Annotated in this window: 9 protein-coding genes and 2 pseudogenes; 2 read left to right on the forward strand and 9 right to left on the reverse strand. The window is 68.9% G+C overall.

The genetic code is table 11. From position 1 onward, the window contains the following. Positions 1-2: 2 nt before the first annotated feature. The 3 genes from CV1CTNOD_RS02125 to CV1CTNOD_RS02135 all read right to left on the reverse strand — a co-directional run bounded on the left by CV1CTNOD_RS02125 (position 3) and on the right by CV1CTNOD_RS02135 (position 3,609). Positions 3-887, reverse strand: a complete 885-nt coding sequence (locus tag CV1CTNOD_RS02125) for a NifU family protein (protein ID WP_131784491.1) — start codon at positions 885-887, stop codon at positions 3-5. 30 nt (positions 888-917) lie between these two features. Further along, a complete protein-coding gene (locus CV1CTNOD_RS02130) occupies positions 918-2,525 on the reverse strand; it encodes a nickel-dependent hydrogenase large subunit (RefSeq protein ID WP_131784492.1) in 1,608 nt (535 codons plus the stop codon). A 112-nt stretch (positions 2,526-2,637) separates the two neighbouring features. Continuing rightward, positions 2,638-3,609 (reverse strand): hydrogenase, encoded by a 972-nt coding sequence (locus CV1CTNOD_RS02135; protein ID WP_131784493.1) that lies wholly within the window; start codon positions 3,607-3,609, stop codon positions 2,638-2,640. A gap of 1,001 nt (positions 3,610-4,610) precedes the next feature. On the opposite strand from CV1CTNOD_RS02135, the gene CV1CTNOD_RS02140 reads away from it, so the two are divergent. Further along, positions 4,611-6,257 (forward strand): glycosyltransferase family 2 protein, encoded by a 1,647-nt coding sequence (locus tag CV1CTNOD_RS02140; protein ID WP_131784494.1) that lies wholly within the window; start codon positions 4,611-4,613, stop codon positions 6,255-6,257. Positions 6,258-6,314: 57 nt separating this feature from the next. Here CV1CTNOD_RS02140 and CV1CTNOD_RS02145 read toward each other — a convergent pair whose 3' ends face one another. From CV1CTNOD_RS02145 to CV1CTNOD_RS26190, 6 genes and pseudogenes are all read right to left on the reverse strand, one after another. Then, complete coding sequence (locus CV1CTNOD_RS02145) at positions 6,315-7,679, reverse strand: SWIM zinc finger family protein (protein WP_242606296.1); 1,365 nt, start codon at positions 7,677-7,679, stop codon at positions 6,315-6,317. After that, positions 7,676-10,633 carry a DEAD/DEAH box helicase gene (locus CV1CTNOD_RS02150; protein WP_131784496.1) on the reverse strand — a complete coding sequence of 986 codons (2,958 nt, stop codon included), beginning with the start codon at positions 10,631-10,633 and terminating at the stop codon, positions 7,676-7,678. The genes CV1CTNOD_RS02145 and CV1CTNOD_RS02150 overlap by 4 nt, the downstream gene beginning before the upstream one ends. Before the next feature lie 58 nt (positions 10,634-10,691). Beyond that, positions 10,692-11,267 carry a hypothetical protein gene (locus CV1CTNOD_RS02155; RefSeq protein ID WP_207386128.1) on the reverse strand — a complete coding sequence of 192 codons (576 nt, stop codon included), beginning with the start codon at positions 11,265-11,267 and terminating at the stop codon, positions 10,692-10,694. 520 nt (positions 11,268-11,787) lie between these two features. Beyond that, positions 11,788-11,949 carry a hypothetical protein gene (locus CV1CTNOD_RS25325; protein ID WP_207386129.1) on the reverse strand — a complete coding sequence of 54 codons (162 nt, stop codon included), beginning with the start codon at positions 11,947-11,949 and terminating at the stop codon, positions 11,788-11,790. A 28-nt stretch (positions 11,950-11,977) separates the two neighbouring features. Then, on the reverse strand, positions 11,978-12,583 hold the full coding sequence (locus tag CV1CTNOD_RS02165; RefSeq protein WP_242606297.1) for a hypothetical protein: 606 nt from the start codon (positions 12,581-12,583) through the stop codon (positions 11,978-11,980). A 173-nt stretch (positions 12,584-12,756) separates the two neighbouring features. Further along, positions 12,757-12,861, reverse strand: a pseudogene (locus tag CV1CTNOD_RS26190) (helix-turn-helix domain-containing protein); the annotation flags it as partial. 155 nt (positions 12,862-13,016) lie between these two features. On the opposite strand from CV1CTNOD_RS26190, the pseudogene CV1CTNOD_RS02170 reads away from it, so the two are divergent. Next, positions 13,017-13,454: pseudogene (locus CV1CTNOD_RS02170) on the forward strand (hypothetical protein); the annotation flags it as partial.

The raw sequence follows: 13,454 nt of genomic DNA on the forward strand, positions 1-13,454 counted from the left end.
GGTCACGTGTCGAGCCGTATCCATACCTGGCCGTTGTCCACCCGCAGGGGCAACTGCATGAGCTTGGCGCCCGGGGAGTTCAGGCACGCGCCGGAGTGCGCGTCGTAGCAGAATCCATGGCGCGGGCAGGTGAGGGTGCCCGTGGCCGGGTCGAGCTGCGCCACGTTGATCGGCAGACCCTGGTGGGCGCAGATGTCACGGTAGGCGGTGAGCCGACCGTCGAGGCTGATGACCACGATATCGGCCTCGGCGCCGTCGGCCCGCTCAAGGTGCAACGCCGTGATCGGCCTGTCACCGAGTTCCACCGCCGTGCCGACCGCCACCCATCCGCCGTCGCGGTTGCGCACCGGGCCCAGCGGGATCAGTGTCGGGGACGGATCACCCGCGAGCATCACCACGCGCGCGATCGATTCGACCCCGCCGATCAGAGCCTCCTTGACAACTTCCCGCAACGTCACCCCGGCCAGGGCGCGGCTGTTGCAGGTACCGCTGACCCGCAGGAACGCGGTGTCCCCGTCCACCCGGACCAGCTCCGCGTCCCCGCCGTATGCCCGCAGGTACGGGCGGACCTTCTCCAGCGCACGCAGCGACTCGGTCACCGGCGTGGGCTGGAGGATCCCGTGCACGGAGAAAAGCAGCCGCACCACGGGATCGTCCGCGAGCCCGAACAGCAGCTCCCGACCGCGGTGATCCCCACGCAGCTTGCGGACGATCGCGTTGATCCCGCTGCCATGGAGAGCCTCGACAGCGTGCCGCAGCTGCTCAGCTCGTTGCCGGGCCGCCGGTTCCAGCTCCCGGACGCCGGCTGCCGCCTCGTCGAGGGCTTCCGACAGCACGTCGAAGCCGGGTTCATCCCGTGTGGGCCCGGTCGGCCGGGTGTCGCTCATTACTCGACTCCTTGTCCGTGTCCCCCCGGGTCAGACAGCGCCGTTGATCACGAACTTGCTCAGTTGCCGGCCGGTCCGCCCGTCGTAGGCATGCACCGTGCACACCAGACAGGAGTCGAAGCTGCGGGCCACATGCCCGAGCTCCACCGGGTTGTCGGCGTCGGCGACCGGTGAACCGACCAGCGCCTGTTCGATCGGGCCGGGCGTCTGCGAGCCGTCCCGCGGGCCGATGTTCCACGCGGTCGGCGTGACCACCTGGTAGTTCGCGATCCGGCCGTCGTCGATGACGATCCAGTCGGCAAGCGACCCGCGGGCCGCCTCGGTGGCTCCGAAACCGCGGCCCTCGGTGTGCTCGACCGGTTTGGTGTAGAAGCTCTCCCGCAGCTCGAGCTGGTCGAGCCACTGTCGCGTCCACTGGTAGTACTTGGCGGCCTCGTGCATCCGGGCGAGCTGGCGGACCATCACCGACGATCCGATCCGGGCGATGATGTCGATGAACAGCGGGTCGTCGTCCTGGTGGGCGGCGGCGCCGGGAGCGCCGGCGGCTATCCGGCGGGCCAGCGGCCCGGCCTCCATCGGGACGTATCCCTGCCCCGGCACGTGGTAGCGCGGCGATTTCGCCCAGCTGTACTTGCCCTGCTCGCGCCCCACCTGCGGATCGACCGGTCTGGTCTCGCCCTCGAACGGGTGGCGTGCCTGCGTCCCCTCGTAGAAGGAGTGAGTGACGTCCTCGCGGACCCGGGCCTGGTCGAAGTCGAAGAACTCGCCGTTGGAGTAGATCCCCGAGCGGGCGATCAGGGCCGCGTTACGCCCCTCGATGCTCGGCGTCGCGTAGAGATCGGGGTGGAAGTAGGTGCCGGTGGCCAGGTAGTTGCCGATCCCACCGCCGTAGGTGTCCAGGCCGATGTCGCGGCTGTAGCGAATGAAGAAGCCGCAGTCGCTGTCACGCTGCGAGGAGTTCTCCTCGACCCAGGCCAGCACGTCGTCCCAGCTCCGGTTGGCCAGCCACCGCTCGACCGAGCAGCCGAGCCAGTGCTTCTCCAGCCAGTTGTTCTTCCAGTGTTCCAGGATGGCGATCGACCGGGTGACGTCGGACAGGGTCGGCGCGCCCATGACGCCGCCGGGCACCATGAAGCTGGAGTGTGGCCACTGCCCACCGAAGATCGCATAAACCTCGGTCGGCTTGCCGGACAGGACGACTCCCGGGGCATAACTGGTGCCGGTGTACGGGGTGAACCGCCGGACGGCCTCGTCGTACAGGGGCGAGCGCGCGTACTTCTTGTTCGTCAGGTCGATCGCGAACAGCGCGTAGAAGTAGCGCGGGATGCTCTGGAGCGTCTCGCATGCCTGCGCGATGTTACGGACCAGCGTGGCGTTGGGCGGCATCCGGGTGCGCCATGCCACGTCGAGGGCGTACGCGGACTTGTACAGATGGCTGCCACCGCAGATACCGCAGATACGCGGGGTCACGATCAGGCCGGCCTGGGGGTCCTTGCCCCGAAGGATGATCTCGAAGCCCCGGAACATCGACGCCTGGGTCCACGCGGAGGTCACGACGCCGTCGCTGATCGTCACCCGGACGTCCAGGTCCCCCTCGACCCGGCCCATCGGGCTGACGTTGAGATCGACGGTGGTCATCGGTGTCCTTCTTCCATCCGGCGCGGTTTCCGCCCGTAGCCGCGGAGCCGGCCACGAAGCCGGCCACGAAGCCGGCCACGAAGCTGGTCGGGGAGCTGGGGTAGGCGGGTCGTCAGACGACGAACGTGTCCTTCTTCGACCAGTCCGGAGCGGCGATCTTCGCGATCGCGGACTGGGCCAGGTAGGTGAGGTGGCGGGTGCCTTCGGGGACCTCCCGGGGGATGACACCGACGGCCTTGCGCGTCCGGAAGACCGTCCCCGGCTCGAGATCGAAGAACGGGAACTCGGGCTCGGTGCATCCGATGCACGGCACGCCCGCGCGGGTCTTGGACGACTGGCCGTTCCACAGGATGCGGTTGCACGGCGAGTGGGTCATCGGGCCGCGGCAGCCGAGATCGTAGAACAGGCAGCCCGTGCGGGTGCCCTCCCCGAACGTGGTGGTGGACTGCTTGTATTCGAAGAACTCCGTGCGGGTGCATCCGGTGTGCGTGAAGGTCGTGAAGAACGTCCGCGGCCGCTGGAGCTCGTCCAGGTCGATGTCGGCGGCCCGGCCGGTCGCGAGCGCGACGAGGATCTGGGTGATCCAGTCCGGGTGGGCCGGGCAGCCCGGGATGTTGATGACCGGGAGCCCGCCGCGCGAGCGGAACTCCGCGCCGAGGAAGCCACCTCGTTCGCGCTTGTGGAACTGCAGGCCCGTCGAAGCGGTCGGGTTGGGAGCCGTCGCCGCGATCCCGCCCCAACAGGCGCAGTCCCCGATCGCGACCACGGTCTGGGCCGTTCCCGCCAGGTCGATCAGCCAGTCCTTCATGGGCCGGTCGGCGAACATGTCGTAGCGGCCGGTGCCCTCGGGCCCCTCGATCACGGAGCCCTCGAACACGAGGACGTCCACCGGTGTCTCGCCGCGGGCGCAGGCCCGCAGCAGCTTCCGTGCGTCCGCTCCCGACTCCGCCGCGAGGGAGGGGTGCCAGAGCAGGTCGAGCCCGAACCCGGTGACGAGGTCTACAACGTTCGGCTCGTCGGCGTTCAGGAAGGACATGGTGTTCCCGCTGCACGCTCCCCCGTGCAACCACAGCACGGACGGCATCGGTCCTCCTCTCGGGTAACCCCGGTCGGGGTTACGTGATCGCGCCCCAGGTGCTTCGGGGACGAGGCCTCCTGTGACCTGACCGGGTCGGCTTCCGGACCTCCCGGATCAGCTTCCGGACTTCGGATCCGGCCGGAACCCCGGATCCGATGATCGATCCGGTGGAACCCCGGGCGCGGAAAGAACATGATCGCGCCGCTGCCGGCCCGTCGTCATGATCCCATGGTGTCGACGGTCCGCCCTTGCCGGAGGCCGGACGTATGACTGCCATCACGTAATGGTCATTTTTCTGGTCGGCCGGCCGGGCCGAAGATCGCACGAGCATGTTTTTCGTACCCGGGGTTCCGCACCGGATCGGCGATGCCGATCCGGTGCGTCCGGGAGGTCCGAGTACCCGGGTCGCTGGAGGCCCAAAGCAACGCGATCATGCTTCTGGCGTGCCGCCGGAGGCCGAAGTCCCACCCCGAGTCCCGCCCGGCGACCGCCGGCGTCTGTCCTGTTACGCTGACCCAGGCGGTGTCGGTGTCCGGCATGGAAGTCAATTTCGGGACATTCCATCCGCGGCCGGCATGGCGCCCGGTTTGATACCGCGGTGGGTACTTCCGCTGGCGTCCGTACGGGCCGCCGGAGTTCGCGCGGTGCGGTGGCCACAGCGCGTCGGGACCCGGGGCGCACTCCGCCGAAGCGAAACGCGCGGCGCGACGAACAGGTGTTCCGCGCTGTTTTCGGCGGGCAAACCGTTGTATTACCGGCGACCGGTGTCGAGCGGGTCTGAGATGGTCGGGGGCTGCTGCTCCGGGAAGAAGTACTGACGTTTACCCTGCGTCACACCAGTGGTTTGCCTCTGCAATCATCGAGGTCGAACGTTTGCGATGTCGTCATGTCGGTCAGCCATCACCATCCGGGAGAAGCGCATTGATTGAAAACTTATCCGGTTCTGCACGAAAGGTATTCGTGTGACTGGTTGCCGAATAGGTTGATCTTCTCGAAAGGTGGTAGGTATGGCTCGTAACACAGCACCGGCCGGCACTGCCGCGCCGGCTGGCGATGACCTCTCGCCGTTGGTGCCCAGGCCCCGAGCGTCGACGGAGGGACCTCCGCGTGGACGCCCGGGCGCGTCGGCGGCTGTTCCGGCCGGCAGACGGCTGGGGCCGGTAGCCGGTGGGCTCGTCATCGTGCTCGGTGCGATCTACCTGGTCTGGCGGACGGCGACACTCGGTGGCACCAGCGCGATCGGTTACCTGTTCTACGGCGCGGAGCTGGTCACCTACGTGGCCGCATCGTGGACGGCGGTGATGCTCAGCCGCCTGCGACCCGGCGGTGTCCGCCAGGCCCCACCGCCGGTGGGCACCCTGGACGTGTTCGTGACGGTGTGCGGTGAGCCTGCGTCCATGGTCGAGCGGACCCTGCGCTTCGCCCTCGCCGTCGACTACCCGCACCAGACGTACGTCCTCAACGACGGCCGTATCGCCGGCCGGAAGGACTGGCGGGAGATCGACGCGCTCGCGGCCCGTCTCGGTGTGCCGTGCTTCACCCGGGTCGACGGTACGCCGGGAAAAGCCGGTAATCTCAACCACGCGCTGGCCCGCACCGACGGTGACGCGATTCTGACCCTCGACGCGGACCACCTCGTGGTTCCGGACCTCGGGGAGCGGGTGGTCGGTTATCTACGTGACCCCGGCGTTGGTTTCGTCTGCACCGCCCAGTGTTTCGACACGGGCCGCATCGACATCCTGAACAACGCCGAAACCATATTCTACCGCTCCCTGCAGCCGGCGAAGGACCGCGACAACGCCGCGTTCTCCTGCGGCAACGGAACGCTGTACCGGCGATCCGCGCTCGAATCGGTCGGCGGATTCAGTGAATGGAACATCGTCGAAGACGTGCAGACGTCGTACGAGTTGCATTCCCATGGCTGGTCCAGCGTCTACCATCCTGTCCCGATTTCGATCGGGACGGCGCCGGCGACGGCGGCCGTCTATGCCAAGCAGCGCCTGCGTTGGGCGATGGACGGCACCCGGCTGCTGCTGTTCGACAACCCGCTGGTCAAGCCGGGCCTGAGCGGCTGGCAGCGGGCGCACTACCTGCACACCAGCCTCAGCCCCCTGCTGGCGTCCGTTCAGATGATCTTTGCGATGGGTCCGATGCTGTCCATCGTCTTCCGTTCCCAGCTCTCTTCCGCGGCATCCCAACAGTCGTATCTGCTGTTCGGGCTGTCCTACCTCGCCAGCACCCTGCTCTTCATCGCCGCATACGCGGGTATGAGGTCCACACCCCGCACGGTGGGAAGCGTGCTGTTCAACTCCCCGATCTATCTCCTCGCGCTCGCGCGCGTCGCGTCCGGATACCGGCCCCGCTCGTCCGGTACCACCGAGAAGGCGTTCCAGCCGAGGATGTCGCTGCTCGTACTTCCACAGATCCTCCTCGTGGTCGTACTCGTGTTCTCGATCGTTTTCTACGCGTTCGACACCCGGGCGGACCGCCCGGTGTTCGCGCTGGTGTGGGCGGGGATCCTGCTCGTGACCATGGCCGGACCGCTGTCGGCGGTCAGCGAGCGGCGTGCCGTGGTCGAGCGCTGGCAGGTGCCGATACGCGGGACGATCGTCCTTGCCGTCGCCCTCCTGTCGGCATGGACGTTCGCGCACTGATCGACCGATCGACCGATCGACCGATCAGCGGATCAGCGGATCACGGCAGGTGACGGTTCACAGCACGGCAGCGGCTCGGGTGGGATCCGGCTGAGGAGGTCCGGCAGGATCCCACCCGCCGTCCGATCGTGCGTAGGGGTACCACAGCCCGTCGCGTCCGAAGCGGAGCTGCACCCCACCGGCGGTGATCCTGTTCCGATGCACTCTCACGCTCTGGCCGGACGCCGTCCGCAAGGCCACCTTCGCGGCCTTCAACGCGTCCGCGTCAGCTCCACCCGTGTCCGGTTGCCAGGTCTCGCGGAGGAGTTCAAGCGCGGTGGCGCCACCGTAACGCCAGGCCAGTCCCCAGCGGGCCAGTTCGCGATCGGCCACCCCCGAGCGGGCCACCAGGGTTGGGAAGGCTGACGTACCCAGCGCCCGGTCGGCACGGCGCGCGAGATCGCTCTCCGGGTCGAGGTCGAGCCCGCCGCTGCCGATGCCGACCGCGAGTTCCCACGCTCGGACGGCCGCATCCGCGGCCAGGGTAAACAGATCATCGCGTACCGTGGCATCGCCAGCCGGGCCGCCGACCTTGCCGCCAACCGGGCCACGGGCCTTGTTACTTCCCGTGCTTCCGGTCGTGCTGCCTGGCGGCGGCTCCACCGGCAACGCAGCCGGATGGCCGGGCTGCTCGGGCGGCATCGGCGGGGTGGGGATGGGTCCGGCCGGAGGGAGCGCGCCCAGCACGGTCCGTGCGTCCACCCCCTCGTCATGATCTACGGCTGGAGGCCCGGACCCTCGGGTGGTTACGTGGCGTGGCGGTGACTCGGCGGGGGTGGCCGCACCACGGCGGCGGGACCGCAACCCTGCCAGCACCTCCTCGCGGGTACGACCACGCAACAGCAGGAGGACGAACGGATCGGCGTCCAGAGCGTCCGCGACCAGATAGCAGACGGCAGCGGCGTGCTTGCAGGGGTTGGCGGAGTCCGGACAGGTGCAGGACGGCCCGACCTCACCTGCGCCGGGCAGCAGATCCAGGCCGCTACCGGCGATGTCGTCGGCAACCTGCGGGGGCAGTTCCCCGTCGAGCAGGGCCGCGGTGTGCCCGAGCTGGGCCGCGACCGCGTCCAGTAGCCGGGCCCACTCGTCGTCATCGAAGGTCCGTACCCGAAGACGGACCGTATACGGCCGGATCCGGCGGCCCTGCACCGGCGCCCGCGCTTCGCCGACCATGACGCGCAGCTCGCCGACAGCTCCACTGCGGGCATAGGTCCGCCCGCGCGGAAGCCGGTTCGGATCGAGGCGCGCACGTTGCTCCAGGGCGTCCACCCAGGCCCGACCCCACCAGGTGCGCCCGAACGCCTGTCGTCTCCCCGAGGTCGGTGCCGGGCGGGAGCCTTGGGAGGCTGCCACCCGGGTCGCCGTCCCGCGCCCCGCGCTCACATCCGGCTCCGCAACGACACGAGATCGGCGAGGTCGTCGTCGGAGAGTTCGGTGATCCATCCCTCGCCAGAACCGATCACCGCGTCCGCCAGTTCCCGTTTGATCTCCAGCAGGGACGCTATGCGGTCCTCCAGCGTGCCTTCGGTGACCAGCCGGTGGACCTGAACCGGACGCTCCTGCCCGATTCGGTATGCGCGGTCGGTCGCCTGATCCTCCACGGCCGGATTCCACCAGCGGTCGTAGTGCAGGACGTGGGTTGCGCGGGTCAGTGTCAGTCCGGTGCCACCAGCCTTGAGCGACAGCAGGAACACGGGTACCTCGCCGGCCTGGAACCGGGCGACCATCGTCTCCCGCCGCTTCACCGGTACCCCGCCGTGCAGGAACAGCGACTCCATCCCACGACCGGCCAGATGCCGCGCCAGCAGCTTGGCCATCTCGGTGTACTGGGTGAACACCAGCATGGACTCCCCACCCGAAATGATCACATCGGTCAGTTCGTCGAACGCGGCGAGCTTTCCCGACCGGCCAGCGATCGGCCCGGACTGTTTCAGGTAGTGCGCGGGATGGTTGCAGATCTGCTTGAGTGCCGTGAGCAGCTTGAAGACCAGACCGGCTCGCTCGATGCCTTCCTTACCCGCGATGACGGCCATGGTCTCGCGAACGACGGCCTCGTACAGGGTGACCTGTTCGGACGTGAGCGCGACGACGCGGTCCGTCTCGGTCTTGGGCGGCAGTTCCGGCGCGATGCCCGGATCGGACTTGCGCCGGCGCAGCAGGAACGGCCGCACCAGTGTTGCCAGCCGCACGGTCGCCTCTTCGTCCCGGTACTTCTCGACGGGTACGGCAACGCGTCGGCGGAAGGTGTCCAGGGGGCCGAGCAGCCCGGGTGTGGTCCAGTCGAGGATCGCCCACAGCTCCGAGAGCCGGTTCTCCACCGGGGTGCCGGTCAGGGCGATCCGGGCCGGCGACGGCAGCCGGCGCAGTTCCTGGGCGGTGCGCGACAGCGGGTTCTTCGCATGCTGTGCCTCGTCCGCTACCACGAGCCCCCAGCCGACCGCGGTGAGCGCCGGGGAGTCCAGGCGGACCACACCGTAGGTGACCAGCACCACCTCATCGGCCACCAGATTGACGAGGTGCCGTTCGCCCCCGTGGTAACGCCGGACCGGGACGCCGGGGGCGAACCGGTGCAGCTCACGTTCCCAGGTGCCGAGCAGCGACGTCGGGCACACCACCAGCGTCGGCCCCGCGCGTAAGGTCCGACGGTGCAGGTGTAGGGCGATGACCTGGATCGTCTTGCCCAGACCCATGTCGTCGGCCAGGCAGCCGCCGAGCCCGAGTTCGCACATCCCGGCCAACCACGACACGCCGCGCAACTGGTAGGGACGCAGGGTGGCGACCAGATCGGCCGGCGGTTCCAGTGGCGGCGGAGTGGCGGCGGCGGTGGCGATGCGCTCCGCGAGTTCGGCCAGCGGTCCCTCGGCGACGACCGGCACCTTCGTCCCGTCGATGTCGGCGGTGCCGGCGAGGACCGCGCCCAACGCCTCGATGGTTCGCATATGTGTACGCGGCGGGCGGCGCATCCGTTCGAGCAGGGCCGGGTCGACCGTCACCCACCGGCCACGCAGCCGCACCAGCGGACGCTTCACTTCGGCGAGCGCGCTCACCTCTTCTTCGGTGAGCAGAAGCCCACCCAGCGTGAGTTGCCAGCGGAACCGCAGCAACGTGTCAAGGTCGAGCCCGGCGGACGTGATCGTGGCGGGTGAGGGAGTGGAGCTTGCCACCGCCTGGAGCACAAGCCCGTCCGTGACCAGTTCGGCCGGCCACAGGACCTCGATACCGGCGCCTGCGAGCTCCCCGGCGACCGGGCCGAGAAGCTGGCCGACGGCATCGTCGTCCAGATCCACCGCGGACGGCGTGGCCGCCTGCAACGCCGCCCGCAGCGGTGGCCAGACACCGGCACCCCGGCGCAGCGCCAGCAGCAGATCGGTCTCGGCCACGGCGCCGAAGTGGGAGCGCACCGAGTCGGGTTGCGTCCACAGGTCCGCGGCATCGACTACCAGACTCGGGTCGGCGGTACTGCGGACCTGCAGCACCGCGCGGAACGCCAGGGTGTCCACACCGTCATCGCTGTCCTCGAGGCCACCGCCGTCATCCTCGTCCTCGAGACCGTCATCGTCGTCCTCCTTTTCCTCACCGCCGTGGTCCGCCGCTGGACCGCCACCCGTGCGTATGCCGGCGCCCGTCACGGTGCCGGCTTCGATGCGCAGCCCGAGGGTGGCGCCGGCTGACAGCCCGTCGGCGGTCTCCGTCAGCCAGTCGAGCAGGTCCTCGACCGGCGTCGGCGCGACCGCGGCGAACGCCGGGCGAGCGACCGTGCGAGGCGCGCCAGCCGTCCGGACGAGCGTGTCGGCGATGGCGTCCCACAATGCGCGGATCAGTGATTCGGGGGAGCGCAACCGCATCGGCCGCAAACCCGGGATTGCCAGGGCGTGGCCGGCCGGTGGGAAGGATGCGGCCAGTTCGTGCAGCCAGGTGAGGTCGGCGGGGTCGAACGGCCCGGCCCGCCAGGCATCCACCCCGTCGGCCCCGATGGTGGGTAGCAGCCGCCCGCGGGCGACGAGCCCGACGCCGGCGCGGGCGGCAGCCGACCACGCGGCAAGGGTGCGCCGTACCGGGCGCCCGCCGGCTGCCGGGTCGGCCTCGACGGCAAGGAGAACGGGCAGCGCTTCGGCAATCGGTAGGAGAGTCGCTGTGACCCTGCGTTTGCGGACCCCATTCGTGGAACCGACCACGAGTTCGACCTCGCCCGTGCGGCTACCGGCACCCTGCGACGCCCCCCACAACGCAAGCCGCCCCTGCCGCGGCACCGCCGCCGGGAGGAAGATCGCTTCACAGTCCGCGTATGTACCGCTTTTACGGTCGCTTATGTTCGACCGGACCACCTCGGTCGGCATCGGCTCACAGTAACGGGATGCCGTCCAACCCCTCTCTACCACCCTGTGGGATGGCTGGTCAGCCGACCGGCTGGTCCCCGCAGACGAGCCCGAGATCGTCCCGTACCGCCGGGCCCAGGGTGTCACAGCCCACGCCGGCCGTCCCCAGCTCGACCAAGGTCCAGTGGGAACCCTGGGAGCTGCCGTGCCGCAGGAGCGCGGTAGCGGGGTCGGTCTCACCGCCGGTCGGTACGACATGGGCGGCCGCGACGGTCGGGTCGACCGTGGAGACGTGGACGTCGGCCACCTCGATGTGCTCCGGCGGAACATCGCCCAGCAGCGGGCTGGTAAGCACCGCCTGCGCGATCTGTTCGTTCACGGACGGGCGGACCTGCTGGATCGGCGTGACGGTGGCCGGGCCCGGGCCCGGCCCCGGGGCCGTCGGGTCCGTGGCTGTCGAGCCTGCGGCCGTCGGATCGGTGGCGGCCGGGTTTGCAACCGCCGGGTTCGTGGCGGCGGGGCCTGCGATGGCCGGCGTGTGCGACAGCGTCGACGTCGAGCCTGTCAGCGCATCGGTGGGCATGGCGATGACAGCCGCCACCGTGGTCACGGCGAACAGAAGCTGGGGGACGGTCGGACGCATGACGCGTGCCACGCGAGCGGCGGAACGCGCGTCCAGCTTCGGGTAGGTGACGCTCCGAGAGCGCTGTGCTGTCGGACCCCTCCGGTGTCGAACCATGGAACAGCTCTACCCGACCCGACGCATTCGATGCATGTAACACATCCGACACCGCTCTGTCGACCGATCAAAAAGAGAAACTGATCAACGCTGGTTTCCCTGTGAAACAGGTCCTCCCCGGTCGATGTGGACGACATCACCATCGTGATGTCACCCTGGTGACACGGCGGGCTGATCGTCGGTCCGTCGACCACGGCCGCCGACCGCACAACCGGGCTGCCGGCCGACCTGAAGGTTCACACGGACGGCATCCCCACCCGGGTGGCCCGAACCGGCGCCTTGCGGCAGGCACCCGACCCTCGTCGTCGCCCTTGGTCATCGACAGGACCACCCGGCGCCACCGTGCTGAAGCTGGAGGAAGCCGGGAGCCACGACACACCGGGCCAGCACGTCACGGGCGAGCGGGCGAGATAGCGGCAGATGGTAGCCGTTACAGTCAGCCGGTATGGTCGCTGACCCGGTCGCACGACCGTCCCATGAGGTCGTCGTGGGTGCGCTCACCGACCTGCTCATCAGTGTTTGCCCTGATCAGGTGCTTCGGGTGGCCGTTGACGGGCCGGAGTGGACGCCTTCCACCAGCCCGCTCGTCCGTGACCATGTCACGCGCGTCGTCGGTCAGGCGTCCGTTACGGTCGCACGCCCATGCACGACGCAAGATCTGCAAGGCCCACCTTACGGGCGCGCCGAACGGTCGCGGCGTCGAGGAGATCGCGCACGATGTGATGCGCGAGCCGCTGGTTACGCAGCCATTCGGGGGCCATGTCCCGGAGCTGCCCAATGGTCTGCACTGCCGCGTTGTACTCCCGAACCTCTGTCTGCGCCTCCGCAACGGCCAGCAGATGACGGGTCCAGATCGACTGCGGAATATGTGTGGAGGAAGGCACGTCACGCGCCAGCGCCAGTGCACGTGCCGGGTCGCCGCTGGTCATCGCCATCTCCACCTCCATCGTCGCCACAGTCGTCGGGCCGAAGGAGGCGAAATACGCGCCGTAGTCGAGCCGGTCCCGCTCGACACGCACGGCGGCCGACCGGGCGAGGGTGAGCAGGTCCCGCGCTCGTTCCGGCCGGTTGTTACGCGCGGCAGACGCCGATGCACGAACGAGTAGCCGCCCCCATATCGAGATGTGCGCCGGAGTGCTTCTCGCCAGCGACGGCTCAATCTCCTCGGCCATCCGGACAGTCGTGTCCTCCGCATCCGCGAACCGGCCCTGACGCAGGAAGATCCACGCCAAGTAGGAAACCGTCGATGCCCTGCGGTCCCGGCTCCAGGACGCGGCGCAACGGCAACAGCGTCGCTCTTCCGCGCTCTTCCGCGCTCTTCCGTGTCATCCATGTAGGCCGCTCCCTCGAACAGCTCAGCCGTCCGGACGTCCAGTCCACGAGCAAGCGCATGCAAGGTCGCGACACGGACGCTGTCCCGTTGTCCCTGCTTCAGTTTATTGATCACGGCGACCGAGAGGCCCGACCGTTCCCCCAGCTCCTCCTGCGTGAGCCCCCGCCGCCGCCGCACCTGCGCAAGGCGATCCAGCAGGCCGGGTACAACGTGGATCGTGAGCTGTGGCAGACGAGTGCCAAGTGCGACCCTGACGAGTGCTCGGCGAGTGGCAAGGATGGCGACGAGAACAAGGACAGTCGCATCCCCAGGTAACGGAGTCGACCTTTCCCATGAAGTGGAATGATCTGCCAACGCAGGTCCGCAATGCGGTCGAGGTGCACACCGGACCCATCACGTCCGCTGACACGCTGGACGTGGGGGACGGCTGCGACCTCGCCGCAGTCGTGGGCGCGGGTGAACGGCGGCTGTTCGTCAAGGCTGTCCACGGCGACGGCCGGCGGGCGCGATGGCTCCGCAATGAGTACACGTTCGGGCACCTCGCCCGAGGTATCGCGCCGAGCCCGCAGTTCGCTTGCCAGGTTGAGGACTGGCTTCTTGTCGGCTTCGAGCATGTGACCGGACGGTCGGCGAACCTCGCGCCCGGCTCCTCTGATCTGCCCCGCATCGGCAACGCCGTGGACGCCATCGCCCGCCAAGCCGCTAGGGACCTGCGTCCGCTCTCCGGGCGATGGCGCAACGCAGGCTGGTGGGAGGACCTAGTGTACTGC

The organism is Protofrankia symbiont of Coriaria ruscifolia, assembly GCF_900634745.1.
GTDB classification, from domain to species: Bacteria; Actinomycetota; Actinomycetes; order Frankiales; family Frankiaceae; genus Protofrankia; species Protofrankia californiensis.

Excerpts from the sequence above, each read along its gene's own strand:
- CV1CTNOD_RS02125 (WP_131784491.1), bottom strand. The coding sequence starts at position 887 with ATGAGCGACACCCGGCCGACCGGGCCCACACGGGATGAACCCGGCTTC.
- CV1CTNOD_RS02130 (WP_131784492.1), bottom strand. The coding sequence starts at position 2,525 with ATGACCACCGTCGATCTCAACGTCAGCCCGATGGGCCGGGTCGAGGGG.
- CV1CTNOD_RS02135 (WP_131784493.1), bottom strand. The coding sequence starts at position 3,609 with ATGCCGTCCGTGCTGTGGTTGCACGGGGGAGCGTGCAGCGGGAACACC.
- CV1CTNOD_RS02140 (WP_131784494.1), top strand. The coding sequence starts at position 4,611 with ATGGCTCGTAACACAGCACCGGCCGGCACTGCCGCGCCGGCTGGCGAT.
- CV1CTNOD_RS02150 (WP_131784496.1), bottom strand. The coding sequence starts at position 10,633 with ATGCCGACCGAGGTGGTCCGGTCGAACATAAGCGACCGTAAAAGCGGT.
- CV1CTNOD_RS25325 (WP_207386129.1), bottom strand. The coding sequence starts at position 11,949 with ATGGTCACGGACGAGCGGGCTGGTGGAAGGCGTCCACTCCGGCCCGTC.